This window comes from Pseudonocardia sp. ICBG601, from assembly GCF_020496245.1.
In genome coordinates this window covers 21,421-45,399 of the sequence record NZ_JAHLJA010000050.1, presented here as the reverse complement: position 1 = coordinate 45,399, position 23,979 = coordinate 21,421, and the positions used below count along the sequence as shown (strand labels likewise).

General features: G+C 72.5%; 23 protein-coding genes, 1 tRNA gene and 1 pseudogene. 8 read left to right on the top strand and 17 right to left on the bottom strand.

The window, feature by feature from the left end:
- Window positions 1–206 precede the first annotated feature (206 nt).
- Window positions 207–1,430, bottom strand: coding sequence for an ISAs1 family transposase (locus KPL57_RS17575; RefSeq protein ID WP_226351754.1), 1,224 nt, complete (start codon window positions 1,428–1,430; stop codon window positions 207–209).
- A gap of 522 nt (window positions 1,431–1,952) precedes the next feature.
- Between KPL57_RS17575 and KPL57_RS17570 the strand changes: the two genes are divergently transcribed.
- The gene (locus tag KPL57_RS17570; RefSeq protein ID WP_226351147.1) at window positions 1,953–2,603 is read left to right on the top strand and encodes a transposase; all 651 of its coding nucleotides are present in this window, start codon (window positions 1,953–1,955) and stop codon (window positions 2,601–2,603) included.
- Between the two features lie 607 nt (window positions 2,604–3,210).
- Entirely contained in the window at window positions 3,211–3,924 is a 714-nt protein-coding gene (locus tag KPL57_RS17565; protein WP_226352441.1) for a transposase, read from the top strand.
- A gap of 85 nt (window positions 3,925–4,009) precedes the next feature.
- Here the strand turns inward: KPL57_RS17565 and KPL57_RS17560 are convergent, their stop codons facing one another.
- The 3 genes from KPL57_RS17560 to KPL57_RS17550 form a co-directional block, all read right to left on the bottom strand.
- The gene (locus tag KPL57_RS17560) at window positions 4,010–4,537 is read right to left on the bottom strand and encodes a hypothetical protein (protein ID WP_226352440.1); all 528 of its coding nucleotides are present in this window, start codon (window positions 4,535–4,537) and stop codon (window positions 4,010–4,012) included.
- A gap of 189 nt (window positions 4,538–4,726) precedes the next feature.
- The gene (locus KPL57_RS17555) at window positions 4,727–4,987 is read right to left on the bottom strand and encodes a hypothetical protein (protein WP_226352439.1); all 261 of its coding nucleotides are present in this window, start codon (window positions 4,985–4,987) and stop codon (window positions 4,727–4,729) included.
- A 214-nt stretch (window positions 4,988–5,201) separates the two neighbouring features.
- Window positions 5,202–5,274: transfer RNA gene (locus KPL57_RS17550), tRNA-Leu, on the bottom strand.
- 33 nt (window positions 5,275–5,307) lie between these two features.
- Between KPL57_RS17550 and KPL57_RS17545 the strand changes: the two genes are divergently transcribed.
- Complete coding sequence (locus tag KPL57_RS17545) at window positions 5,308–6,126, top strand: class I SAM-dependent methyltransferase (RefSeq protein ID WP_226352438.1); 819 nt, start codon at window positions 5,308–5,310, stop codon at window positions 6,124–6,126.
- 171 nt (window positions 6,127–6,297) lie between these two features.
- Here the strand turns inward: KPL57_RS17545 and KPL57_RS17540 are convergent, their stop codons facing one another.
- Window positions 6,298–7,014 carry a uracil-DNA glycosylase gene (locus tag KPL57_RS17540; RefSeq protein WP_226352437.1) on the bottom strand — a complete coding sequence of 239 codons (717 nt, stop codon included), beginning with the start codon at window positions 7,012–7,014 and terminating at the stop codon, window positions 6,298–6,300.
- The gene (locus KPL57_RS17535) at window positions 7,011–7,964 is read right to left on the bottom strand and encodes a Ppx/GppA phosphatase family protein (RefSeq protein WP_043280876.1); all 954 of its coding nucleotides are present in this window, start codon (window positions 7,962–7,964) and stop codon (window positions 7,011–7,013) included. Before KPL57_RS17535 ends, KPL57_RS17540 begins: the two co-directional genes overlap by 4 nt.
- An 86-nt stretch (window positions 7,965–8,050) precedes the next feature.
- Between KPL57_RS17535 and KPL57_RS17530 the strand changes: the two genes are divergently transcribed.
- Window positions 8,051–9,694 (top strand): acyl-CoA dehydrogenase family protein, encoded by a 1,644-nt coding sequence (locus KPL57_RS17530; RefSeq protein WP_226352436.1) that lies wholly within the window; start codon window positions 8,051–8,053, stop codon window positions 9,692–9,694.
- 10 nt (window positions 9,695–9,704) lie between these two features.
- On the opposite strand, the gene KPL57_RS17525 is transcribed toward KPL57_RS17530, so the two are convergent.
- The 3 genes from KPL57_RS17525 to eno form a co-directional block, all read right to left on the bottom strand.
- Window positions 9,705–10,229, bottom strand: a complete 525-nt coding sequence (locus tag KPL57_RS17525; RefSeq protein ID WP_060713275.1) for a DUF501 domain-containing protein — start codon at window positions 10,227–10,229, stop codon at window positions 9,705–9,707.
- A gap of 4 nt (window positions 10,230–10,233) precedes the next feature.
- Complete coding sequence (locus KPL57_RS17520) at window positions 10,234–10,833, bottom strand: septum formation initiator family protein (RefSeq protein ID WP_226352435.1); 600 nt, start codon at window positions 10,831–10,833, stop codon at window positions 10,234–10,236.
- Window positions 10,834–11,004: 171 nt separating this feature from the next.
- A complete protein-coding gene (gene eno / locus KPL57_RS17515) occupies window positions 11,005–12,300 on the bottom strand; it encodes a phosphopyruvate hydratase (protein ID WP_060713277.1) in 1,296 nt (431 codons plus the stop codon).
- 153 nt (window positions 12,301–12,453) lie between these two features.
- Here eno and KPL57_RS17510 point away from each other — a divergent pair, with 153 nt between their 5' ends.
- The 4 genes and pseudogenes from KPL57_RS17510 (at window position 12,454) to efeB (ending at window position 16,248) form a co-directional block, all read left to right on the top strand.
- Window positions 12,454–12,864 carry a tetratricopeptide repeat protein gene (locus tag KPL57_RS17510; protein WP_043279643.1) on the top strand — a complete coding sequence of 137 codons (411 nt, stop codon included), beginning with the start codon at window positions 12,454–12,456 and terminating at the stop codon, window positions 12,862–12,864.
- A 133-nt stretch (window positions 12,865–12,997) separates the two neighbouring features.
- Complete coding sequence (gene efeU / locus KPL57_RS17505) at window positions 12,998–13,822, top strand: iron uptake transporter permease EfeU (protein ID WP_226352434.1); 825 nt, start codon at window positions 12,998–13,000, stop codon at window positions 13,820–13,822.
- A 44-nt stretch (window positions 13,823–13,866) separates the two neighbouring features.
- Window positions 13,867–15,015, top strand: coding sequence for an iron uptake system protein EfeO (efeO, locus tag KPL57_RS17500; RefSeq protein ID WP_226352433.1), 1,149 nt, complete (start codon window positions 13,867–13,869; stop codon window positions 15,013–15,015).
- A gap of 48 nt (window positions 15,016–15,063) precedes the next feature.
- A pseudogene (efeB, locus tag KPL57_RS17495) lies at window positions 15,064–16,248 on the top strand (iron uptake transporter deferrochelatase/peroxidase subunit).
- Window positions 16,249–16,273: 25 nt separating this feature from the next.
- Here the strand turns inward: efeB and KPL57_RS17490 are convergent.
- The 8 genes from KPL57_RS17490 to KPL57_RS17465 form a co-directional block, all read right to left on the bottom strand.
- Window positions 16,274–16,840 carry a lytic transglycosylase domain-containing protein gene (locus tag KPL57_RS17490; RefSeq protein WP_308252911.1) on the bottom strand — a complete coding sequence of 189 codons (567 nt, stop codon included), beginning with the start codon at window positions 16,838–16,840 and terminating at the stop codon, window positions 16,274–16,276.
- Between the two features lie 249 nt (window positions 16,841–17,089).
- Window positions 17,090–17,554, bottom strand: coding sequence for a MazG nucleotide pyrophosphohydrolase domain-containing protein (locus tag KPL57_RS69835; RefSeq protein WP_308252910.1), 465 nt, complete (start codon window positions 17,552–17,554; stop codon window positions 17,090–17,092).
- Window positions 17,555–17,714: 160 nt separating this feature from the next.
- Window positions 17,715–17,891, bottom strand: coding sequence for a hypothetical protein (locus tag KPL57_RS69830; RefSeq protein ID WP_308252909.1), 177 nt, complete (start codon window positions 17,889–17,891; stop codon window positions 17,715–17,717).
- 93 nt (window positions 17,892–17,984) lie between these two features.
- Window positions 17,985–18,107, bottom strand: a complete 123-nt coding sequence (locus KPL57_RS66685) for a hypothetical protein (protein ID WP_264198237.1) — start codon at window positions 18,105–18,107, stop codon at window positions 17,985–17,987.
- A gap of 199 nt (window positions 18,108–18,306) precedes the next feature.
- The gene (locus tag KPL57_RS17480) at window positions 18,307–18,717 is read right to left on the bottom strand and encodes a hypothetical protein (protein ID WP_226352432.1); all 411 of its coding nucleotides are present in this window, start codon (window positions 18,715–18,717) and stop codon (window positions 18,307–18,309) included.
- A gap of 8 nt (window positions 18,718–18,725) precedes the next feature.
- The gene (locus tag KPL57_RS17475) at window positions 18,726–19,130 is read right to left on the bottom strand and encodes a hypothetical protein (RefSeq protein WP_226352431.1); all 405 of its coding nucleotides are present in this window, start codon (window positions 19,128–19,130) and stop codon (window positions 18,726–18,728) included.
- Window positions 19,115–22,426 carry a S41 family peptidase gene (locus KPL57_RS69825; protein ID WP_226352430.1) on the bottom strand — a complete coding sequence of 1,104 codons (3,312 nt, stop codon included), beginning with the start codon at window positions 22,424–22,426 and terminating at the stop codon, window positions 19,115–19,117. The genes KPL57_RS17475 and KPL57_RS69825 overlap by 16 nt, the downstream gene beginning before the upstream one ends.
- Window positions 22,427–22,458: 32 nt before the next feature.
- On the bottom strand, window positions 22,459–23,967 hold the full coding sequence (locus KPL57_RS17465; RefSeq protein WP_226352429.1) for an IS1634 family transposase: 1,509 nt from the start codon (window positions 23,965–23,967) through the stop codon (window positions 22,459–22,461).
- Window positions 23,968–23,979 lie beyond the last annotated feature (12 nt).

The following is a 23,979-nucleotide window of genomic DNA, read 5'->3' as shown; positions in this document are numbered from 1 at the left end:
CTCCACCGCACTCTCCCCCGGTCATCGAGCGGTACCGGGTCTGGCGGAGTCCGGGGCTTGTCGGCCAAGTTGTCGGTGCTTCGTGGCACGTTCGCCTCATGCCCACCTACACCCTTGCCGACGTCGAGCGCGCGGTACGTGAGAGCTGGTGCGACGAGACGCGGCCTCCCGAGTGTCAGGCTGAATGCAGGGCCCCGGCAAAGTCGCTAGATGATCTTGTAGGTGGTCAGTGGTCGATGGGGGTCGCGGGCGTGGTGGCGGAGTGCTGCGGCGATGTTGCTGACGCCGTGCAGGCGTAGCGCGGTGATCGCGAGGTTCCGCAACGCCGACATGACCTGCGGGGCGTGACCGGTGTGGGCGGTGGCGCGGTCTTCGTCGAAGCAGACATCACGGACCCAGTGCAGGCGATTCTCGATCGACCAGTGCCCACGGATCCAGCGGGCGAGCAGTCCTGGATCGGCGTCGGTGCTGGTCAGGCTGGTGATCGCGTAGGCGGTCTCGGTTCTCCACTTCCCGCCAGGCCGCAGTGGGCGACGCCGGCGCACCAGCTTGATCGCCTGGGATGCGTGGGGGAAGAACTCTGCGCCCAGGTCGGGACAGGGGTGCAGGCTGACCACGCTGATCGTGCGGGTCTCGACGCGGCCGTGCCCACGCCCGCGTTGACGATCAGCGACGCCGATCTGGGTCCAGGGCAGCGCCCGTACCCGTGCCAGCAGCGTGGGCTGGTTCGCTTTGATCGTCATCAGGTAGTGCCCGCCGCGGCGGTGTAGGTAGTCGGCGTGGGCTCGCTGGGTGTGCAGAGCGTCCGCGGTGACCAGTACATCGTCGAGGTCGAGGGGGTCGAGCAGCGCGGTGAACGCGGTGATCTCGCTGCCTTTCTCTGCGACCTGAACCTGGCCGAGCACGCCACCGCTGGTCTGGTCGAGCACCGACACCAGATGCGGGAGCCAGACCCTGCCGTCGGCGGCACGGACGCGGGCGCCGCGCAGGGTCTTGCCGTCCAAGGCCAGCACGCGGCGCTGTTCTCGCCGGGGTGTGCCCTCCGCCGCCGGCTGGGCGCTGAGCTGGGGCAACACCCAGGACTGCAACGCCGCCTCCAGCGCCGAGGCGTCGACCCGTTGCAGGACCCGGCGGATGGTCGACTCGTGCGGAGCGACCGCGCCCACCCCGAGCACGTCCAGCACGGCGCGGCCGACGTCATGGGCGTACTCGGCGATCGCGGTGAACGACCGGGCCCCCGCCAACACCGCGCACGCCCCCAGTAGCAACACCGCGAGGACACCGTGGCGGACACCGCGTGGTTTCCGCGGGTCCGGCACTCGCGACAGGGCCTCCACCAGCGACAACCCCGCCGCCTCACCGACCGGCGCGGCTCTCCCCGCGTCAGGACCGACCTCCAGGCCTTCCAGAGCAGCAACGATCGGAGACACTGACACTGCGGACACAGGCTTCCTGACGTGAGCAAGGATTCGACACCCTCATGATCACGCCAAGCCTGTGTCCGCACCCACCCCCACCCCCCACATCACCGCAGCTCAGGACCCACCCATCACGACTTTGCCGGGGCCCTGAGGCTGAATGGGACCCCAGCAATCCCTCTCGCGATCAGTGCGGCGTCACTGCCTTGGTGGTCAACGATCTGCTCGGCGGAGACCTGGGGGCTTATTCACAAGGGAGTAATTCTGTTGATCTGCGGAAGCCGTCACCGGCGATTTTGTCTCGATACCGGCACGGCGGTGTGTCGCGCTTGAAGTGCAACAGCCCTTGCCGGTTTGTTCGGTGTTCCCAGGCATCGAACGAGGATCGGCGAAGAGCTGTTGCGATTCAAAGCTATGACAGGGTTGGACGATAGACAACTCACCGATCTGGTGGTGAGAGTACACGCCCGATGCGGCGGCAAGTTCGTTTCTGCAGGTAGGCCTGTTGCGTTGGGCTTGTTCCGGTCAGTGGCCATGGTGGTGACGCTGATGCGCAAGAACGTGACCCAGGACTTCGCGGGCGCGATCTTCGGGGTCAGCCAGTCCACGGTCAGTCGCCGCTGGGACCTGCTGCGCCCGGTGATCGGCGAGGTCCTCGCCGACGTCGTGCCCGACCCGCGGGAGGTCCTCGGAGGCGGAACAGTGCTGGTCGATGGCACCGTGTGCCCGACGTGGGACTGGAACGCAGTGTCCGACCTGTTCTCGGTCAAGGCCGGCTACTCGGGCATGAACCTGCAGATCGCCGCCACCCTCGACGGAGTCCTCGTCGCGGTCGGCGAAGTCCCGATTCACGGCGCCCGCCACGACGCACATGCCTACGCCGCATCCGGGCTGGCGGAGCGTCTGCGCGATCTCCCGTCCGTCGCCGACCTCGGCTACATCGGCGTCGAGGGCATCAACACGGTCCCGCACAAGCGATCCCCCGGTATCGACCTCGACCCCAGCCAAGTCGAGTTCAACACCGCCCTCGGCAGAATCCGCGCAGCCGTCGAACACGCCATCGCGCACCTCAAAACATGGCGCATGCTCAGCGAAGAAGGTGGCCGATACCGCTACCCCATCAGCAAATACGAAAGCACAGTTGCGGCAATCGTAGGCCTCTACTTCTTTGCGGCTTATGAATAAGCCTCCTGGTCGTCGGCGAAGTACACAAAGACGGCACGCACGTCGACTACCACTGGTGGAACCGCTTTGGCCTCGTGGACGTCGACCTGACTCGCGAACAGTTCACCGCCCATGAGGTCGTTGTGGGCGGAGAGGCTCTCAAACGACCGCCAACCAGCGAGCTCCGTCGATGCGTCGACGAGTACCTCTTGCTGCGTCGACGTGTCCTGGCGAGGCTCGCGATCGCTGACGATCCCCCTCTGGAGTCAGACGCCCCTCCTCATTTGGGGGGAGCCGTTTTGCCCGCCGATCATGGCCTCTGAGCTGCTTGGATGCCCGCACTCGGCGTCTCGCCAGCCGAGCTTCGGCGCGTATTCAGCGCGCTCGTCCGGTCGGCAGCCGCACCGAGGGCGGTCCCGGCTCAGCGAGAGGCGCCTGTCCGGACGATTCTTACGATGTCCGCCTCACCACGGAACCGCCGCCGACCCGACACCTCGAGAACGTCCCCGGAGGCTTATTCAGGGCCCGTGAAATAACGATCTAGCCCGGCGTGTCGGGTTGGGCGACAGCCCGTCCATCGCGAAGATTGGTTTGTCGAATCAATCCGAGATGAATGGGCTGTCGCAGTATGTACTATACCACTGGCTTTCGGCGTGATGAGATTCAGGATCTTGCCGCTCTGGTGCATGAGCAGGATCAGCGGAACGCGACTGGCCTGCGACGGCCTTGGCCGCCGATTCTGGGATTGTTCTGGTCGGTGGTGATCACGTTGGCGTATCTGCGCGGGAATCGTGTGCAGTGGGAGTTGGCGGAAACCTACGGGGTGTCGCAGTCGACGGTCAGTCGAGCGATCGCGGGGGTGACACCGTTGCTGGCGCAGGCGCTGCGGAGTGTAGTTCCGACTGCGGAGGAGCTTCGTGCCGATCGGCAGTACATCATCGACGGAACCCTGCTGCCCTGCTGGTCATGGACCGCCGTACCAGGTCTGTGGTCGGGCAAGCATCGCACCACCGGCGTCGTCGTCCAGGTCGCAGCCACCCTGGAAGGGCAGCTGTCGTGGATCTCCGACCCGACCCCAGGCTCCCGACACGACCTACATTGCCTCGACCAATCCGGCGCCCTCGACCACCTCGCCACATACCCACCGATCGGCGATAAAGGCTACATCGGGCGCGGCATGCTCACCCCGTTCAAAAAACAACCCGGCCGGGAACTTCTCGACTGGCAGAAAACATTCAACAAGAGCCTCAACCGCACACGCGCCACCATCGAGCGAGTCATCGCCCATATCAAGTCGTGGAAAGTTCCACACAGACTACCGCCGACCCTACGCCACATTTAAAACGACGATCTCGGCAGTCATCGGACTCATCTTCTACGCACTTACCTGACGGAGCCTGAATAAGCCTCCCGGTGTCCCCTGAGGCTTATTCAGGGACGCTCAACAGACTGCTGCGTTGAGACGCTGGCCTGGGGAAGCGCCTTGCTTCATGATCATCCTGAATAAGCCTCCCTGTAGCCCAGACTCTCGCAACAATCTTTCCCCGCCGTACCCATTGCTTCTCGACAAGAGGTCGGTTGAGTTGGGCGGCGACCCAATCGAGCGCGATCACTGCGTGCCGTTCATCCGAGAAGGATCGAGCGTGAACGAGCAGGTTGTCGGGGTGCTTCCGGTCGAAGCCGTCCCAGATGTCATCGCCGCCCCAGGTGCCCGAGAGGCCTCCACGACCATCGAAGAGAACCTTGAGCGTGATCTCGCCCGGGTCCTCGGTGAGGGCGACGTCCAGGCAGAGCAGCACGAACGGTGCAACAGGGTAGGAGCTGACGACCGTTGCGTCGGGCTCGATCAAGCCGGTGAGTCTGTCTGGCGCGAGTCTGCGCACTGCTTCCAGGAACGGCGATCCTTCGGCCTCGCCGTCGTTGTAGGTCAACGGCCCGAACCACCCGTCGGTCATGAGGTCATCGTTCTTGATCGTTCGCCGGCTGTCCCCTCCTGCCGCCCGCTGAGGTGATCCCTCGCGGCGTGGGTTCACCCCTGGTTGCCGGTTCGGGCACTGTGACGAGAGCACCGCCCACCACGACTCCCCGATCTCCGAGCGGTGTCGGGTTCGGGCGGAGCCGGCCGCCGGACGCGCTGTTGGAGATCAGTCCTCGATGTAGCCGGTGTCGGGGTCGACCATGCCGAGGAAGTCGCGGATGCAGACGTGGAGTTCCTCGGTCGTCGCGGGTCTGCCTTGCCATCCGAATTGGGAGAAGCCATAGCCCGGGTTCGGTCCGGTCTCCCAGGCGAAGTCGTAGGTGCCTGGCTCGGCCGAGCGTGGCCGGACGGTGAACCGCTCGCCGTCGACGACGAGGTTCTGCGGTCGCTCCTGTTCCCAGAGCCGTCGGGCGTCTGCGTCCGCCATGACCGGATCCTCTCGGATCAAGGCGAGGAGGACGAGGAACGGGAGCGGATCGCAGAGGCGCTCGGGGACGACTCCGGTGCCTGAGCTTTCAGCGCCCTTTCAGCGCAGGCACCCGGTGAACCCCGGTCGGCACCAGTTCCCGCAGGACAACATCATCGTGGCCGTGGCGAGCGTAACGGCTGGTCAGAGGGGTAGTCTCGACGTGGAAGCGGGGTGCCCCCGGTCGGACTCGAACCGACACTGGGACCCTTTTAAGGGGCCTGCCTCTGCCGTTGGGCTACGGGGGCGCCGCGACAGCGTAGCCAGGGCGGGAAGAACTCATGCCGAGCACCGAGAAGGTCGACCTCCGGGGCGCCGCGGCGACCCTGCTGATGACCCTCTACATGCGACGCCTGGACGCTCGGTCCCGCCGCCCGATCCTCGGCGACCAGTGGGCGGAGCCCGTCTGGGACCGCGTCGAGCACGACGTCCACGGCCTCTGGCAGTTCACCGGCGACGTCTCGACCATCGTGTGTCGCGCCGCGATCCTCGACGGCTGGACGCGGGAGTTCCTCGCCGCCGAGCCCGCCGGACAGGTCCTGCACCTGGGCTGCGGGCTGGACAGCAGGCCGTTGCGGGTCGGGGTGCCGTCGACGTGCCGCTGGATCGACGTCGACCAGCCGGAGGTCATGGACGTCCGTCGTCGGCTCTACGACTTCCCCGACAACGTCGAGCAGGTCTCCGGCTCCGTCGTCGACGACGACTGGTGGTCCGCCGTCGACCCGGCGCTGCCGACGCTCGTCGTCGCCGAGGGGCTGTTCATGTACCTCCCGGCCGAGGCCGTGCACGCCACCGTCGACCGGGTCGTGGCCGGCACCCCGGCGGCCACGCTGGCGTTCGACGCCGTCGCCCCGTGGACGGTGCGCGCCTCGCGCTGGACCCCGACGTTCCGCGCGGTCGGCACCGAGTTCCGGTGGTCGTGGAACCCCGCCGAGTTCGCGCACCGGCACCCGTCGTTGACCGAGCGCGACGACGTCTCGATCTACGACGAGGTGTCCCTGCGCGAGCCGCGGGTGTGGCTGCGTCCGCTGCTGTCGGCGGCCGGGCACGTCCCCGCCATGCAGGACGCGATGCGGCTGCACCGCTTCACCACCGACTGAGCCCCGGTACCGGGACACCCGCCGAGATGCAGCTCAGCGGGTGGCGCCGCGCGCCGGAACCCCGCTGAGCTGCATCTCGACGACGGCAGCGGCGCGGTGGGGAGGGTGCTGCGTAGCGGTGAGCAGAGCAGAGCCATCCCGGATCTCACCCCTGACCAGCGACGACGAGACTTATCGTCGGATCGGCGTCAATCCGCCGGCAGATGCGGTGTCGGCCAGGACCTGCTCCACCATGGCCGGGGTGAGTCGTCCGGTGAAGGTGTTCTGCTGGCTCACGTGGTAGCAGCCGAACAGCTCAAGCGGCTCCCGGTCGGGGCGGGCGGGGGCCAGCGTCACCGACGCCCCGTGCCCGAACTTCGGGGCCGGCCGCGGGACCGTCCACCCCGCCCCGGCGAGCACCGGCAGCAGCGCCTGCCACCCGAAGCCGCCGAGCACCATGATCGAGCGGACCGTCGGGGCGAGCAGGTCGAGCTCCTGCTCCAGCCAGCCGCGGCAGGTGTCCCGTTCGGCGGGGGTCGGCTTGTTCGCCGGCGGCGCGCAGTGCACGGGCGCGGTGATCCGGACCCCGTACAGCTCCAGGCCGTCGCCGATGTGCGAGGCGGTCGGCTGCGAGGCCAGCCCGACGGCGTGCAGCGCGGCGTAGAGCACGTCGCCGCTGCGGTCGCCGGTGAACATGCGCCCGGTCCGGTTCGCTCCGTGCGCGGCCGGAGCCAGGCCGACGATCAGCATCCGCGCGTCGGGCGGGCCGAAGCCGGGTACCGGCCGACCCCAGTAGGTCTCGTCGCGGAACGCGGCCCGCTTCTCCCGGGCCACCTGCTCGCGCCACTCGACCAGCCGCGGGCAGGCCCGGCACTCGGTGATCCGCTGGTCCAGGACCGCCAGGTTCATGCGATCGATCGCGCGATCCCGTCGAGGATGTCGTGCTCGGACACGACGACCCGGTCGATCCCGGCGCGCGCGTGCAGCTCGTCGGCGAGGGCCTGCACGACCAGCGATCCGGCACCGATGACGTCGACGCGGCCCGGGTGCAGCGAACCGTGCTTCTCCCGCTCCGACCGCGACGACCGGATCAGCAGGTCCGCGACCCGGTGCAGGTCCTCGCGGGTCAGCGTCGAGCCGTGCACCTGCTCGCGGTCGTAGGCGGGCAGCTCCTGGGCGATCCCGGAGAGCGAGGTGATCGTCCCGGCCACCCCGACCCAGGTCTTCGCGGTCTCGACCGGCACCGACGCGAACGCCTCGGCCAGCACCTCACCGGCGACCGTACGCGCGGAGTCGATCTCGGCCTCCGACGGCGGGTCGGAGGGCAGGCAGCGCTCGGTCAGCCGCACCGACCCCATGTCGACCGACTTCGCCGCGGTCACCACCGCGACCCCGTCGCGCAGCTCGCCCACGACGACCTCGGTGGACCCGCCGCCGACGTCGGTGACGACGAACGGGCCGTCGTCGGGGTCGAGGTCGCCGACGGCTCCGACGAACGACAGGCGCGCCTCCTCGTCGCCGGAGATGATCTCCGCCTCGACGCCGAGGGTGTCGCGGACCATCGCGAAGAAGTCCTCGCGGTTCGACGCGTCCCGGGTCGCCGACGTCGCGACCATCCGGACCCGCTCGGCGCCCTTGCGGCGGGCGGCGACCGCGTAGTCGACGAGTGCCACCCGGGTCCGCTCCAGCGCCTCCGGGTCGAGCCGGCCGGTCGCGTCGACGCCCTTGCCGAGCCGCACGATCCGCATCTCGCGGTGCAGGTCGCGCAGCTCCTTCTGGCCGTCGAACGCCTCCGTGACGTCGGCGACCAGCAGCCGGATCGAATTGGTTCCGCAGTCGATGGCGGCGACCCGCGACATCGGCACTCCCTGTTCTCGGCGACCGTCGGTCCTCACCGTAGTCGCGATCGCTCGGTGGAGCCGCCGGTCCGGGTTACCCTCCGGTAATGGCGACGACGCACACCCCCGCCCCGGTGTCGGACCTCGGCACCCACGTGGTCCTCAACCAGGTCCCGCCGCGTTCGGACGGCGATCTGCTCTCCGCGGACCCGGCCGTCGCCGAGGCGCTCGCGCGCGAAGGCGGGGACGCGGCGGCGCTGGAGGCGGTGGCCGCGGCCGTCGGGACCGCGGAGCACCGCGAGCACGCCCGCGCCGCGAACGCCCACGAGCCGGAGCTGCGCACGCACGACCGCACCGGGCACCGCGTCGACGAGGTCGCCTTCCACCCGTCCTGGCACGCGTTGATGCGCACGAGCGTCGAGCACGGTCTCGCCGCCACCCCCTGGGCCGCGGCACCCGGCACCGGCGCGCACGTCACCCGGGCCGCGGGCTTCTACCTGACCTCGCAGGTGGAGCAGGGCCACCTGTGCCCGATCTCGATGACCTACGCGTCGGTGCCGGCACTGCGCCACGCCCCGGAGCTCGCCGCCGCCTACGAGCCCGGCCTGACCGCGCGGACCTACGCACCCGGGCTCGCCGTCCCCACGGACAAGGACGGGCTGCTCGCGGGGATGTCGATGACCGAGAAGCAGGGCGGCTCCGACGTCCGCGCGGGCACCACGGTCGCCACCCCGCAGCCCGACGGCAGCTACCGCCTGACCGGGCACAAGTGGTTCACCAGCGCCCCGATGAACGACCTGTTCCTCACTCTCGCCCAGGCACCCGGCGGGCTGACCTGCCTGGTCCTGCCCCGGGTCCTGCCCGACGGCACCCGCAACGCGATCCGGCTCCAGCGGCTCAAGGACAAGCTGGGCAACCGGTCCAACGCCTCGTCGGAGATCGAGTACACCGGCGCCGTCGGGTGGCGGGTCGGCGACGAGGGCCGGGGCGTCCGCACGATCATCGAGATGGTCTCGATGACCCGGCTCGACTGCGTGCTCGGCTCCGCGGCGACCGCGCGGGCCGCGGTCACCGAGGCCGCGCACCACGTCGCGCACCGGTCTGCCTTCGGCGCCCGGCTGGCCGACCAGCCGCTGATGCGCGAGGTCCTCGCCGAACTCGCCGCCGAGACCGAGGCCGCGACGGTCCTGGCGCTGCGCCTGGCCGGTGCCGTCGACCGGGGTGAGACGGCGCTGCTGCGCCTGGCCCTGCCCGTGTCGAAGTACCTGGTGTGCAAGCGGGCCTCGACCGTCGTCGTCGAGGCGCTGGAGTGCCTGGGCGGCAACGGCTACGTCGAGGAGTCCGACCTGCCCCGGCTCTACCGCGAGGCGCCGCTGAACTCGATCTGGGAGGGCTCGGGCAACGTCACCGCGCTCGACGCCCTGCGTGCCATCGCCCGCGAGCCGCACGCCGTCGAGGCGCTGCTCGCCGAGATCGACCTCGCCGCGGGGTCCGATCCTCGGCTGGACGCGACGGTCACCGCGCTGCGCGCCGAGCTGGCCGCGCCGGAGGAACGGCGGGCCCGCCGTCTCGCGGAGCTGGCCGCGCTGGCGCTGCAGGGGTCACTGCTGGTCCGCCACGCCCCGACGGCCGTCGCGGACGTCTTCCTCGCGACCCGGCTCGACGCCGACGGGCCGCTGCGCACCGCGGGGACCCGGCCGGGCAAGGACAGCGTCGGGGTGCTGCTGGACCGGGCGACGCCGGGGAACTAGAGACGGGAAACTAAAGGCAGGGCGGCCCGGACCGCCACCACTCGCCGATCTCCTCGAGCGCCTCGTCGCCGAACGGGTTCACCCCGGACCCGGCCGCCAGGGCGTGCGCGACGTGCACGTGCAGGCACTTCACCCGGTCCGGCATGCCCCCGGCGGTGACGTCGGGGTGCGTGGACAGCGGTTCGATCGCGTCGCGCTCGGCGAGGTAGGTCTCGTGGGCGCGGCGGTAGGCGGCGGCCAGCTCGTCGTCGACGGCGAGCCGTTCCTCCATCTCCTTCATCCGGCCCTCGGCCTCGAGCGTCCCGATCCGCGAGGCGAGCCGGGCACACGTCAGGTAGTACAGCGTCGGGAACGGGGTGCCGTCGGGCAGCCGCGGGGCGGTCTGCACGACCGCGGGGTGCCCGGAGGGGCAGCGGTAGGCGACCGCGAGGACCCCGCGCGGGGCGCGACCGAGCTGGTCGGCGACGGCGTCGAGGTCGGCCTGGGCGACCGGGCCCGGCTCCAGACCGGGCGGACGGGAACGAGTGCTGCTCACGCCCTCATCGTCGCGGGTCGCCCACGACGTCGTTCCACAGGGTGTGGAACCAGGGCACGCCGGGCTCGGCCTGACCGTCCTCGACGACCGGCGCCGGCGGGGCCGGGAACTGCGGCACGTAGGGCGTCTCCCCCGGCTCGACCATCCCGAGCCGGGCCCGGGCCTGGGCCTCGACCTCGGCCGGGTCCGAGAGCCGGGCACGGTCGGCGGCCAGCCGCGCGACGTCGGCCTCCAGCGCCTGCTGCCGGTCCGAGACGTCGGACAGCTCCTGGCGCTGGGCGACGAAGTTGTGCAGCGGCACCGCGACGGTCAGCGCGAGTGCGCAGACCACGATCGCCAGGATGGCGGCCCGCTTCGTCGACGACAGGCCCAGCAGGCCGGTCGTGCGGGCGACGACCTCGCCGGCGCCGGACCGGGCACGGGTGAGACGCGGCCGGGCGCCCTGGGGGCCGGCCGGACGCGACCGCGCACCGGAGCCGCCCGTCGACGCGGGGGCCCGCGCCGAGCGCCCGGTCGTGCTCCGTGGCTTCGCCGCGGCCCGGCCACGCCCCGTGCCGGTCGTGCGGGCGCGGGCGTCCCGTCCACGTCCCCGACGGTCCGCCATGCACCCTCCCGTCCGTACCGGGTTCCCTCACCCGCCAGTGCTGCTCGGTGCCGCTGCGTGGCGGCCCGTCCAGCATGCCGCCCGATCGGGCACCGGTGACGGTGCCGCGCCGAACCGTCCGCAGACGATCCGGGCGGCACCGCCGTCACCGACGGGGGAACGACCGGAGCGTCAGCCCTGGCCGGGCACCTGGTAGCGCGGGAACGCCAGCTCGCCGTTGTAGCGGGCGGCGTCACCGAGCAGCTCCTCGATGCGCAGCAGCTGGTTGTACTTCGCCACCCGCTCGGACCGGGCCGGGGCGCCGGTCTTGATCTGGCCGCAGCCGGTCGCGACGGCGAGGTCCGCGATGGTGACGTCCTCGGTCTCCCCGGAACGGTGGCTCATCATGCAGCGGTAGCCCGCGTTGTGCGCCATCGTGACCGCATCGAGGGTCTCGGACAGGGTGCCGATCTGGTTGACCTTCACCAGCAGCGCGTTCGCAGCGCCGCGGGCGATGCCGTCCTCGAGCCGCTCCGGGTTGGTGACGAACAGGTCGTCGCCGACCAGCTGCACCTTGTCCCCGATGGACTCGGTGAGCGCGACCCAGCCGTCCCAGTCGTTCTCGTCCAACGGGTCCTCGATCGAGACCAGCGGGTAGGCGGCCACCAGCTCGGCCCACACCTCGGACAGCTTGTCCGCGGTGATCTTCTTGCCCTCGAAGGAGTACTTGCCGCCCTCGTGGAACTCGGTCGCGGCGACGTCGAGCGCCAGCACGACGTCGGTGCCCAGCGTGTAGCCGGCGCGCTGCACGGCGGCGGCGATCAGGTCGAGCGCGCCGCGGGTGCCGCCCTTGACGTCGGGGGCGAAGCCGCCCTCGTCGCCGAGGCCGGTCGACAGGCCCTTGTCCTTCAGCTCCGACTTGAGCGCGTGGTAGACCTCCGCGCCCCAGCGCAGCGCCTCGCGGAAGGTCTCCGCACCGATCGGCGCGACCATGAACTCCTGCACGTCGACGGAGGTGTCGGCGTGCGCACCACCGTTCAGGATGTTCATCATCGGCACCGGCAGGACGTGCGCGTTGGAGCCGCCGACGTAGCGGAACAGCTCCAGGCCCGAGGACTCCGCCCCGGCCTTCGCGACGGCCAGCGACACGCCCAGCAGGGCGTTCGCGCCGAACTTCGACTTGTCCGGGGTGCCGTCGAGGTCGACGAGGCGCTGGTCGACCAGTCGCTGGTCCACCGCCTCGACGCCGACGAGCTCCGGCCCGATCTCGTCGAGGACGGCCGCGACGGCCTTCTCGACGCCCTTGCCGCCGTAGCGGTTCTTGTCGCCGTCCCGGAGCTCGACGGCCTCGTGCTCACCGGTCGAGGCGCCCGACGGGACCGCGGCACGCGCCAGCGTGCCGTCGTCCAGCGCGACCTCGACCTCCACCGTGGGATTGCCCCGGGAATCGAGGATCTCGCGTGCCCCGACCTGCTCGATGACCGCCACCGTGACTCCTGTTCTGATCGCGGGTGTCGTCCGGTGCGTCAGCGTAGTCACCGGTCGGCCCCCGGCGGGGGACGCTTGCGTCACCCTGCTCCGCACCGGTGGTCTGTCAAGGCCTCGCATCCCGCCCGGATCGCACCTAACGTGGGGGTGACCATGAGCAGTCCCCGTGCGAACCACCAGGACCCGGTCGCCGCGTTCCGCCGTGCCGACCGGCTGCTCTCCCGGCACCGCCCGCTCGAGGCCCTCGACGCGCTCCGTCCCGTCCTCGACGCGCACGGTCCGGACGAACCCGGCGACGCCTCGGTGCACCTGCTCGCCGGCCGCGCCTACCTGGACTCGGCGCAGCTGCGGAAGGCCGAGGCCGCGTTCGTGCGGGTCGTCGAGATGGACCCGGCCGACCACTACGCGCGGTTCGCGCTCGGCAAGACACTGCAACGGCAGGGCAGGCTCGGCGAGGCCGAGACCCAGCTGAAGATCGCCTCGGCGATGGACCCGCGCCCGGAGTACCAGGAGGCGCTGGGTGAGGTGCGGGCCCGCATCGCACTCGCGCCCGACCGCCCCTGAACTGCGAAAACGGATCTTCCGGGGCGAATGCCTCGCGACACTTCCCTCCTCGATCGGGTGAGGTTAGCCTTCCCGCCCGGCAGCTCACCCTCACCTGGCGACTGCTCGTGGTGTCCGTGCCGCAGGAGGTCGCATGCTGGGAAACGCGCTCATCGGGCTGCGCGAAGGACTCGAGGCCGCGCTCGTCGTGGCGATCCTGGTGGCCTTCCTGGTCCGCACCGGGCGTCGGTCCGAGCTGCCCCGGGTGTGGGCCGGCGTCGCGCTCGCCGTCGCCGTCAGCGTCGGTGTCACGCTCGGGCTGACCCTGACCCAGCAGGCGCTGACGTTCCAGGCGCAGGAGGCGCTCGGCGGTTCCCTCTCGATCATCGCGGTCGGCTTCGTCACCTGGATGATCTTCTGGATGCGCTCGCACGGCCGGACCCTGTCCCGCGAGCTCGAGGGTGCACTGGACCGGGCCGTGTCGATGGGGCCGTGGGCCGTCGTCGTGATGGCGGCGCTCGCCGTCGGCCGCGAGGGACTGGAGACCGCGATCTTCTTCTTCGCCGCCGCGCAGGCCGCGGGCGAGACCGCCGGACCGCTGGTCGGGTTCCTGATCGGCATCGCGGTCGCCGTCGCGCTGGCGTACGCGATCTACCGCGGCGCACTGAAGATCGACCTGGGGCGGTTCTTCACCGTCACCGGCTTCCTGCTGATCTTCGTCGCCGCCGGGATCCTCGCCTACGGCGTCCACGACCTGCAGGAGGCCGGGATCCTGCCCGGCCTGAACACCCTGGCCTTCGACGTCAGCGACGTCGTCCCCGCCGACTCCTGGTACGGCACGCTCCTCAAGGGGATCTTCAACTTCTCCCCGCAGACGACCGTGCTGCAGGCCGTCGTCTGGTCGCTCTACGTCGTGCTGGTCCTGGCGCTGTTCCTGCGCCCGGCCCGCCGGCGCACCCCCGCCGCCACCGGCGCCTGAACCCTGCACCGTCCACGGTGTCCGTCCCTCTAGGAGTACGCACGATGTCCCCCGTCACGCGCACGGCCGCCGGCCTGGCGTCGCTCACCGTCGCCGCCGACCTGCTGGCCGGCTGCACCTCGACCGCCCCGGCGGCGCAGGGACCCGGCGACGACGGCCCGATCACCGTGAACGCCACCGACACCGCCTGCCAGGTGTCGACCACGCAGGCCCCGGCCGGCAACGTCACCTTCCGGATCACCAACGCCGGCAGCAAGGTCACCGAGTTCTACCTCTACGCCACCGGCGACCGGATCATGGGCGAGGTCGAGAACATCGGCCCCGGCCTGTCCCGCGACCTGATCGTCGAGGTCCCCGACGGCGGCACCTACACCACCGCGTGCAAGCCCGGCATGTCCGGCGACGGCATCCGCGCCCCGTTCACCGTCACCGGGTCCGCACAGCGCGCCACCGACACCAACGCCGAGCTCGCCGCCGCCACCGCCGGCTACCTGCGCTACGTGTCCTCCCAGTCCGACGCGCTGGTCACCAGGACCTCCGAGTTCGCCGCCGCCGTGTCGGCCCGCGACGTCGCGAAGGCCAAGACCTTGTTCCCGGTCGCCCGCACCTACTACGAGCGGATCGAGCCGATCGCCGAGTCCTTCGGCGACCTCGACCCGAAGCTGGACGGCCGTGAGGACGACGAGCGCGACCCCGGCGTCGCCTGGACCGGGTTCCACCGGCTCGAGAAGGACCTCTGGGTCGACGGCCTGAAGGCCGACTCCCCGCAGATCGCCGCGACCCTGGTCACCGACACCAAGGACCTGCAGGGCCGCATCCCCGGCCTGGAGCTCACCCCGGCCGAGCTCGCCAACGGCGCCAAGAGCCTGCTCGACGAGGTCGCCACCGGCAAGATCACCGGTGAGGAGGACCGCTACTCCCACACCGACCTGTGGGACTTCCAGGCCAACGTGGAGGGCTCGCAGGCCGCCGTCGCCGCGCTGCGCCCGGTGATCGACCAGAAGGACCCGGCGCTGGGCCCGCCGCTCGACCAGCGCTTCGAGGCCGTCGACACGCTGCTGCAGGGCTACCGCGTCGGCGACGGCTACAAGCTCTACACCCAGCTGACGCCCGAGGACACGAAGAAGATGGCCGCGGCCGTCGACGCGCTGGCCGAGCCGGTCAGCAAGGTCGCGGGCACCGTCACCGCATGAGCCCGCTGCACGTCTCCCGGCGGGGACTGTTCGGCCTGACCGGCGCCGGTGTGGCCCTGGCCGGGGCGGGCGTCGCCGCCGGGTACGGCCTGTCCGGGAACGGCGCCGCGCGCGGGCGACGGGACCGTCGCCTTCCGCGGCGCCCACCAGGCCGGGATCGTGACCCCCGCCCAGGACCGGCTGCACTTCGTGGCCCTGGACCTCACCACCACCGACCGGGACGCGGTGCGCGACCTGCTGCCCGGTGGACGTCGTCGGCCGAGCGGATGACGGCCGGACGGGAGACCGCCGAGGGCGGCGCGCTGCCCGGCAACCGCTACAACCGCCCCGGCCGACACCGGCGAGGCGCTCGGGCTGCCGCCGTCGTCGCTGACGCTGACCTTCGGCGTCGGCTCCGGGTTCTTCGACAAGCTCGGCATCACCGACCGGCGGACGACCGGGCTCGCCGCGCTGCCGCGGTTCCAGCGCGACCAGCTCGACCCGGCCCGCTCCGGCGGGGACCTGTGCATCCAGGCCTGCGCCGACGACCCGCAGGTCGCCGTGCACGCGGTGCGCAACCTGGTCCGCGAGGGCTTCGGCGTGACCGAGGTGCGCTGGTCGCAGCTGGGGTTCGGACGGACGTCGTCGACGTCGACCGGGCAGGCCACGCCGCGCAACCTGTTCGGCTTCAAGGACGGCACCAACAACCTCAAGGCCGAGGAACCGGACCTGCTGGACCGTCACGTGTGGGTCGGCGACGAGGGCCCGGAGTGGCTGCGCGGCGGCTCCTACCTGGTGGCGCGCCGGATCCGGATGCACATCGAGGTGTGGGACCGCTCCAACCTCGACGACCAGCAGCGCACCATCGGACGGGACAAGGGCGAGGGCGCGCCGCTGACCGGGACGGCCGAGTTCGACACCGCCGACCTCGCCGCGACCGACGCCTTCGGGCCGGTCATCCCGGACGACGCGCACATCCGGCTCGCCTCCGAGCAGGCGAACGGCGGGGCGCGGATCCTGCGGCGCGGCTACAACTTCGTCGACGGCTCCGACGGGCACGGGCACCTCGACGCCGGCCTGTTCTTCATCGCGTTCGTGCGCGACCCGCAGCGCCAGTACGTGCCGATGCAGCGCAGGCTGGCCCGCTCCGACGCGCTCAGCGAGTACCTGGAGCACAGCGGCTCGGCGCTGTTCGCGGTCCCGCCCGGCCTCGCCGAGGGCGACGACCACTGGGGCCGCGCGCTGCTCGCCTGACCCTGCGACGCCGGGGCCGGCCCCGTCAGGGGGCGGGCGGTGCGGGGGCGGCGGTGCGCTGCGCGTAGTCCGCGGCGGCGGCCCACACGTCGCCGGCGTACTCGCGGGAGGCGTTGTAGGCGAGCACCCCGCGCCACCAGTCCCCCGCCTCGGCGACGTCGCGCCCGTTCGCGCACAGGTAGCCGGCCGCGGCGAGCGCGGCGTCGTCGACCTGCTGGGGGTCGGCGACGCCGTCGTCGTTGCCGTCCGCGCCGTAGCGCGCCCAGGTCCCGGGCAGGAACTGCATCGGCCCGACCGCGCGGTCCAGCACCGGGTCGCCGTCGAGGCGGCCGCCGTCGGTGTCGGCGACCCGGCGGGTGCCATTGGTGCCGTCGAGCGGGATGCCGATGATCGGCGGGTCGACGCGGCCGTCCGGGCCGGGCTCGGCGCCGCGGAAGGTGGCGTGCCCGGACTCGATCCGGCCGACCCCGGCCAGCGTCGCCCAGCTCAACCGGCAGGCCGGGGTGCGCTCGCGCTGGCGCAGCTCGGCGTTCGCGTAGGCCTGCAGGGTCCGTTCGGGAATGTCCGCCTCGGCCGCGGTGGCCTGGCCCATGCGACGACGTCGGTGCCCGCGGGCAGCGGCGCGGACGCGGCGGGGCGGACTGCCGGTCGACCGGGGTCCGGGGCAGCGACGGCCCGAAGTCCGGGCCGGTCGCCAGCGAGACGACCACGATCAGGGCCACGATGCCGCCGATGGCCACGAGGAGCGACTGAGTGCGCACGCTCACACGTTACCGACGGGTATCACCCGATCGGGGATTGGGTCAGGGGCCTGCCCAGTAACGACGCCAGTCCTGCGCGGTCAGCGCGTGCGGATCGAGCCCGTCCGCGGCGGCGGCCTTCTCCGCCGACCGCACCCGTGCCTCGAACTCGCGGGCGGCCGTGCGCAGCGCGGCCTCCGGGTCGCCGCCGCCGCCGAGCTGCGCGGCCGCGGCCAGCCGGAACAGTGCCGCACCGGGCGTCGTCGCCGGCGGGCAGCAGGTCCACGAGCAGCCCGCGCCTTCGCCGTGCGGGAGGTCAGCTTCGCGGCGAGCGCGACGGCCGGCTGGACCGTCGCGACGCCGTCGACACTGGACTCGCGCTGCTTCTCGGCGCGCTTGAGCTCGTCCCAGCGGCGGTCCTGGTCGGCGGCCGTGGCGACCTGCTCCCCCGCGGCGAACACGTGCGGGTGGCGACCGACGAGCTTGTCGACCAGCCCGGTCGCGACCTCGTCGATCCCGAACGGGGCGTCGGGGTGCTCGGTGGCGACGCGGGCGTGGAACAGCACCTGCAGCAGGACGTCGCCGAGCTCCTCGCGCAGCTCGGTGCGGTCACCGTCTCAATGGACTGGTACAGCTCGTAGCACTCCTCGATGAGGTAGCGCAGCAGCGACGTGTGGGTCTGCTCGGCGTCCCACGGGCAGCCGCCGGGTGAGCGGAGCCGGTCCATCACCGCGACGGCGTCCAGCACCGCATGTCCGGTGGGAGGCGGTACCGCGCCGGGTGCGCGGCGGCGGGGTGGCCCGCCGGCACGAGCAGCACCGTGCCGTCGGCGAGCTCGGCGGGGTCGGTGCCGGTCCAGTCGACGGCCCGGCCGGCGGCGGCACCGGCGTCGAGACCGGGCACGGCGAGCACCCTCGGTCGCGGAGCGCAGCGCCGGCAGCGCCGCGGCCGGGAGTGCGGCCCCGCGACGGGGACAGACGACGATCGTCGCGGCCATCAGGGGGCGGGCGGGGTCGGGTTGCCGGCGGCGACCGGGAACACCACGGAGGCGTCCTCGGCGGTCGGCACGGCGAGCATCTGGATCGGGTCCCACACGCCGTAGCGGGGGTTGAGCTGCACCCCGGTGCGCCAGCGCGGGTGGGGGTGAGCATCCGGATCCCGGCCTCTCGGACAGCGACCGCTGGTCCAACTGGCCGACGGCGTTGCCCGGGGCGGGGGCGCCGAGGTCGCGCTCGGTCACCCGGACCACGACCCAGCCCTGGCCGCTGCCCAGCGGGAACGCCGCGACCCCAGCCGGCCGGGATGCCGATCAGGCGGGTCAGCGCGCGGCCTGCGGGGTCTCGGCCCGGGATCGCGAGCCCGCGCTGGGTGTGCGGCACCGGCCAGCGCCGCCTCGGCCCCTGCCCGCCGGCGGCGACCTCGCGGGCCAGCGTCGTGGCCTGGGCCCGGTCCTGGGCGACGCGACGTCCGCGGTCACCGACAGCCGCCGCGGCAGCTCGCGCCGGGCGAGCTCGGTCAGGGTCAGCTCGTCCCCGGTCGCGGCCTGCACACCGCCGACCGCCAGCGACGACTCCTGCACCGCCTGCTCGCCGCCCTGCCGGGCGATCGCCGCGGTGACCTGCTGGTCGGTCACGGTGACACCCTGCTCCGGGGCGGTCAGGCCGATCATCGTGCGGATCACCAGCTGGGACACCACGGCCCGACCGATGTCGGCCTGGGAGCCGCCCACCTGGGCCTTCAGACCGTCGAACCAGCCCGGGCCGTGGTGAGCACGGAGGTGATCGCGGGCTGCACGGTGGCAAGCGGGATCGACCCTCGTCGCCGACGATCGCGGCGGAGTCGACCCGGCTCGGTTCCCCGCCCGCAGCCGGCCCCGGTGACGGCGACGGCCCCGACGATCAGCAGGGCGGCGGTGATCCTGCGAGTGCGCACGGCGGTCAGCCTCTCACGCGATGTGGTGCCGATCTCCCCACCCGGCCGACCCGGCAGCGCGGGCCGGGCCACCGACGGCCGCCCGGCGAGGTCCGGCGGCCGTGCGGGCGGGCGGTGCTCGTCGAGCCGGGCCATGGCGATCTCGATCGCCCGGTCCAGCTGCGGGTCCCGTCCGGCCGCCCGGTCCTGCGGGGTCACGACCACCTCCACGTCGGGGTCCACTCCGTGGTTCTCCATCGTCCAGCCGACGCGTCGTCGAACCAGGTGGCGTAGCGGGGCTGGGTGACCAGGGTGCCGTCGACGAGCCGGTAGCGGCTGTCGATGCCGATCACCCCGCCCCAGGTGCGGGTCCCGACGACCGGGCCGACCCCGAGCCGCTTGATCGCGGCGGTGACGATGTCGCCGTCGGAGCCGGAGCGCTCGTCGGCCAGGGTCACCACCGGGCCGCGCGGCGCCTGCTCGGGGTAGGTCGCGGGTGCGCCGTGCCGGGGCAGGTCCCACCCGATGACGCGGCGGGCGAGCTTCTCCACCACCAGCTGCGAGGTGTGTCCGCCACGGTTGCCGCGCACGTCGAGCAGCAGGCCGTCCTTCGCGGTCTCGCGGGCGAGGTCGCGGTGCAGCTGGGCCCAGCCGTAACCCATCATGTCCGGCACGTGCAGGTAGCCCAGCCGCCCAGCGGACCGCTCGGCGACCTCGGCGCGCAGCCGGGCCACCCGGTCCTGGTAGCGCAGCTCGTCCTCGGAGTGCAGCGGGCGCACCGCCACGCGGCGGACGGTGCCCGCGTCGGGCCGGTCGGGTCCGGAGCGCACGGTGAGCTCCACCGTGCTCCCGGCCGTCGCGACGAGCAGCGGCGCGGGCCCCCAGTGCGGGTCGAGCGGGCGCCCGTTCACCTCCAGCAGCACGTCACCGGCCCGCACGTCGACGCCGGGCCCGGACAGCGGGCTGCGTGCGGCGGGCGCGGAGGTCTCCGGCGGCAGGACGCGCCGGATCCGCCATCCCGGGCCGCCGTCGGGTTCCGGCTCGAGGTCGGCGCCGAGCAGCCCGGGCCGCCCGGTCGGGTCGCCGCCTGCGCGGCCGCCGATGACGTAGGCGTGCGAGGTGCCGAGCTCGCCCTGTAGCTCCCACAGCACGTCGAGCAGGTCGTCGTGGCTGCCGACCCGGTCGACCAGCGGCCGGTACCGGGCGGTCTCGGCAGCCCAGTCGACCCCGGCCATGTCCTCGACCCAGAAGTGATCGCGCATCAGGCGGGCGGTCTCGTCGAACATCTGCCGCCACTGGGCGACCGGGTCGACGGTGACCACGAGCCGACGGGTGTCGATCGTGAACTCGTCGCCGCCGGCGTCGTCCTCCGGGGCGGCGGACCCGCCACGGTCGGCGCGCAGCAGCCGGACCGTGCCCCGGTCCCGGACGACGAGCCGGGTGCCGTCACCGCTCACCGCGAACGACGACGCCGGGTCGGCGACGACGGTGACCGTGCGCCGGGCCAGGTCGAACCGCTCCAGCACGGCGCGGTCGGGCTCGGCGTCGTCGTCGGGGAGGCTGTCACCGAGCACGCCGGTGCCGCTGGGCAGCCGCAGCCACACCAGGCCGCCCCGGACCGCGGCGAGCCGGGTGTAGCGGGCGGCCTCGACCGGCACACCGACGACCCGGTCGGCCAGCCCGTCGACGTCGACCACGACCTCCGGCGGCCCCTCGTCGGCGTCCCGCCCGGACCCGCGGCGGCCGCCGCGCGCACCGCCCCGGGCCGGCGCCCCGGCCCCGGTCGCCGCGGCCACCGCGCGGCGCGCGCCGTCGGAGGCCCCGTCGACCGCCCCCTCGACCGCCCCGTCGACCGCGGCATCGCCGGGCGGGTCGGGCTCGTCGCCGGGCTCCGGCGGGGCCGGGGGCGTCGGCGGGGTGGCGGGCTGGTCGTCCGGGCCCTCGTCGGCCGGGTCCACCGGGCGGCCGTCCGGCCCTGCCCCGAACGGCGACGGCGTCCGCGCGGCCAGCGGCACCAGGAACGGCTTCCATCCGGTGCCGAAGGTCAGGTCGAAGGAGTGCTCGTCGTAGCTGGGGTCGAACACCCGCCGGGACAGGAACGCCAGGTGCCTGCCGTCGGCGGTGAAGACCGGGTCGCTGTCGTGGAAGCGGGCCGGGGTGACCTCGGCGTGCTCGCCGTCGGCGACCCGGGTGAGCACGATCCGCGAGAGCCCCTCGGGCGTCGGGTCGCACCACGCCAGCCAGGCGGAGTCCGGGGACCAGGACACGTCCGACGGCTCGCCCGCGGTGCCGCGGTGCAGCTCGCGCAGCTCCCCCGCCGGCCGGGCCGGGACGGCCTCGTCGACCACGCCGTCGTCGGGTCGCTCGTCGGGACCGGACACCGGGTCCGGCACGGGGTCGGCGCCGGTGTGCAGCACCAGCAGCCTGCCGTCGTGCGTGGTGAGCGCGACGGCGGAACCGTCCGGCGCAGGGGCCAGCTCCAGCACCCGGCCGAGCCTGCCCGCGGCGTACCGCGCCCGCTCCGGGGCTGCCGGGGCGTGCGCGTCGAGCGGGGCCACGACCACGGCGTCCTCGCCGGTCGCGTCGTCCACCCATACGGCGCGGTCCGTGCCGAGCGGGTGCGCGAGCCGGGCGCGCACGCCGGGCTCGGCGAGCAGTGCGCGGGCGGGGCCGTCGCGGTGGGTGAGCCGGTGCACGGTGCCGAGCACCGACACGATGCTCGCCCGTCCGGTGCGGTCCGGCCGGACCGGGCCCAGGTCGGCGGGCAGCGACGCGCGGTAGGGCTCGCGGGCGCGCCGCGGCCCGCCGGGCCGGACGTCGATCCGGCGCGGCTGCGAGGCGGCGGACAGGTCGTCGAGCAGGAAGATCTCCCCTGCCGACTCGTAGACCACCCGGCGCCCGTCGGTGCTCGCGTGCCGGACGTAGAAGTCGGTGCCGCCCCCGGAGCCGTGGTCGGTGTGCCGGCGCAGGTCGGTGCCGGGGTCGGCGAGCGGGACGGAGTAGACGTTCCCCCAGCCCTCGTGGTCGGAGACGAACGCCAGCCGCGGGCCCGACCCGTCGTCGACGATCATGGGGCACTCCAGCTGCCCGGCCAGACCGGCGAGGACCCGGGTGAACTCCCCGGTTCCGGTGGCGTCGAGCCAGAGCCGGCCCGCGCGCCCGCCGCGGTAGCGCTTCCAGTGGGCCGCGGGTCGCCCGCCCTCGACCTGGGTGAGCACGGCGGGGCCGCCGGGCTGGTGGGCGAGCGCGGAGAGCGTGCCGTGCGGCAGCAGCTCCGGTGTGCCGCCGGTCGCCGGGACCGCGTACGCCCACAGCCGGGAGGTCGCGTCCCCGTGCGCCGACAACGCGACCACCGCCCCGTCGGGGGTCCAGCCCGCCGCGCGGGTCGTCGCCTCGCCCCACCAGGTGAGCCGGGTGGGCGTGCCGCCCTCGGCGTCGACCCGGTACACCTCGGGCGCACCGTCTCGCCGGGACGCGAAGGCGATCGACCCGCCGTCGGGTGAGAAGCGCGGCGCGGTGACCGGCACCCCGTCCGCGGTCAGGCCCGAGTTGCACAGGTTTAGTGCCCCGGGGCGTTGATGGCGGGTAGCCGGTTGAGGATGGCGCGGGCCTGGTCGGTGATCTGCGGCGCTGCAGTGATCGGGTGACCGCCGACGTCGACGCGGATGGTGCGTAGCGGACGCAGGGTCCTGATCAGTGTCTTGATGGTCACTCCGGTGGCGTCCTGCAGGTGCCGCGAGACCGCGAGGGCGGCGAAGACGACGGTGAGGTGGGCTTCGATGGTGTCGCGTTCGCGGTGGAAGACCGGCCGGGCGCGTAGGTCGGATTTGGTCATGCGGAAGCTGGCCTCGACCTGCCACAGGTCGTGGTAGGCGGCCACGATCGCGAGTCCACCCATGGTGGCCTCTGGCAGGTTGGTGACGTAGCCCTTCAAACCCGCGAGCTGGCGGGCGCGTTCGACCAGGGCCCAGTCGACCTCGGTTCCGCTGTTGGCGATGCGCACGAAGCGGTCCTTCTTCAACGGCCGGGTGCCGGCGGCGACCTTCTCGGCGCGGTCGACCATGGCGTTGATCGCCCGGTCGTCGTGTTTGTGCCGGGCGAACCGGTACTGGTAGACGGTCCGGCGCGAGCGTTTCGCCTTACCCGTCCCTATGTCGCGGCGTGACTCGAGGATCTGGCCATCGTCGAAGGCGTTGCCGTGGCGTTCGAAGTGCATGGCCAGGTCGTAGGGCGCCTTGCTGATCCTCGACCCAACGATGAACGAGAACTCGTTGTCCTCCAACGCGTTTAGGTTGCTCGCGGACAACATCCCGGCGTCCGCGACGACGACCATGTCCCTGACCTGGTGCCGCTTACGGAACTCGTCGAGCACCGGGAGCAGGGTGGTGGTCTCGGCCTTGTTCCCTTCGAAGCAGCGGACCTCGAGTGGAAACCCGGACGGGTCCACGAGCAGCCCGACCTGGATCTGCGGGTCGACCCGGCGTTCCTTGCTCATCCCGACCTTGCGCAGCTTGTCCTCGTTCTCGACCTCGAAGTGCAGCGTGGTCACGTCGTAGAGCACCAGCGACACCGGACCCGACCGGCGCGAGGCCGCAGCACAGGCGGCGGCGAGGGCGGCTCGGTAGTCCTTGTCCACGCAGCGGCGCAACGCCGCGGTGAAGGTGTTGCGGTGCGGCGCGGCCACGCCGAGCTCGTCGAGGACCCCTACTGCGGCGGACTTGCTGGTGGGCTCGACGATTCGCGCGAGCACGAGTGCCCGGAACGCCTCGTCTGCGAGCTGGTCGAAGCCGAGGCGACGGTAGGCCTCGATCAGGACGTTCCACAGGACCTCGCTCGACGACTCGGTCACGATCGCCCCACCTGCACCCCCAGCGGCCGGGGTGTCCAGGTCCAGCGCCTGTTGGCTTGCATGGATGCGGTCTCGTGCTGAGGCGATCAGGACTGCGAGCTCGGCGTCATCGTGCGCGGAGCCGACGTGGGCGACGATCCGGCGGACGCCGTGGCGCTTCTCCACGACCTGCACCGCTGTCGCCCCGGAGGCCGTCTTCACCTTCCGAACGAACGGCACTACCCGAGACTA

Coding starts and splice junctions, on each gene's coding strand:
- KPL57_RS17570 (WP_226351147.1), top strand. CDS start 1,953: ATGGTGGTGACGCTGATGCGCAAGAACGTGACCCAGGACTTCGCGGGC.
- KPL57_RS17565 (WP_226352441.1), top strand. CDS start 3,211: ATGTACTATACCACTGGCTTTCGGCGTGATGAGATTCAGGATCTTGCC.
- KPL57_RS17560 (WP_226352440.1), bottom strand. CDS start 4,537: ATGACCGACGGGTGGTTCGGGCCGTTGACCTACAACGACGGCGAGGCC.
- KPL57_RS17555 (WP_226352439.1), bottom strand. CDS start 4,987: ATGGCGGACGCAGACGCCCGACGGCTCTGGGAACAGGAGCGACCGCAG.
- KPL57_RS17545 (WP_226352438.1), top strand. CDS start 5,308: ATGCCGAGCACCGAGAAGGTCGACCTCCGGGGCGCCGCGGCGACCCTG.
- KPL57_RS17540 (WP_226352437.1), bottom strand. CDS start 7,014: ATGAACCTGGCGGTCCTGGACCAGCGGATCACCGAGTGCCGGGCCTGC.
- KPL57_RS17535 (WP_043280876.1), bottom strand. CDS start 7,964: ATGTCGCGGGTCGCCGCCATCGACTGCGGAACCAATTCGATCCGGCTG.
- KPL57_RS17530 (WP_226352436.1), top strand. CDS start 8,051: ATGGCGACGACGCACACCCCCGCCCCGGTGTCGGACCTCGGCACCCAC.
- KPL57_RS17520 (WP_226352435.1), bottom strand. CDS start 10,833: ATGGCGGACCGTCGGGGACGTGGACGGGACGCCCGCGCCCGCACGACC.
- KPL57_RS17510 (WP_043279643.1), top strand. CDS start 12,454: ATGAGCAGTCCCCGTGCGAACCACCAGGACCCGGTCGCCGCGTTCCGC.
- efeU (WP_226352434.1), top strand. CDS start 12,998: ATGCTGGGAAACGCGCTCATCGGGCTGCGCGAAGGACTCGAGGCCGCG.
- efeO (WP_226352433.1), top strand. CDS start 13,867: ATGTCCCCCGTCACGCGCACGGCCGCCGGCCTGGCGTCGCTCACCGTC.
- KPL57_RS17490 (WP_308252911.1), bottom strand. CDS start 16,840: ATGGGCCAGGCCACCGCGGCCGAGGCGGACATTCCCGAACGGACCCTG.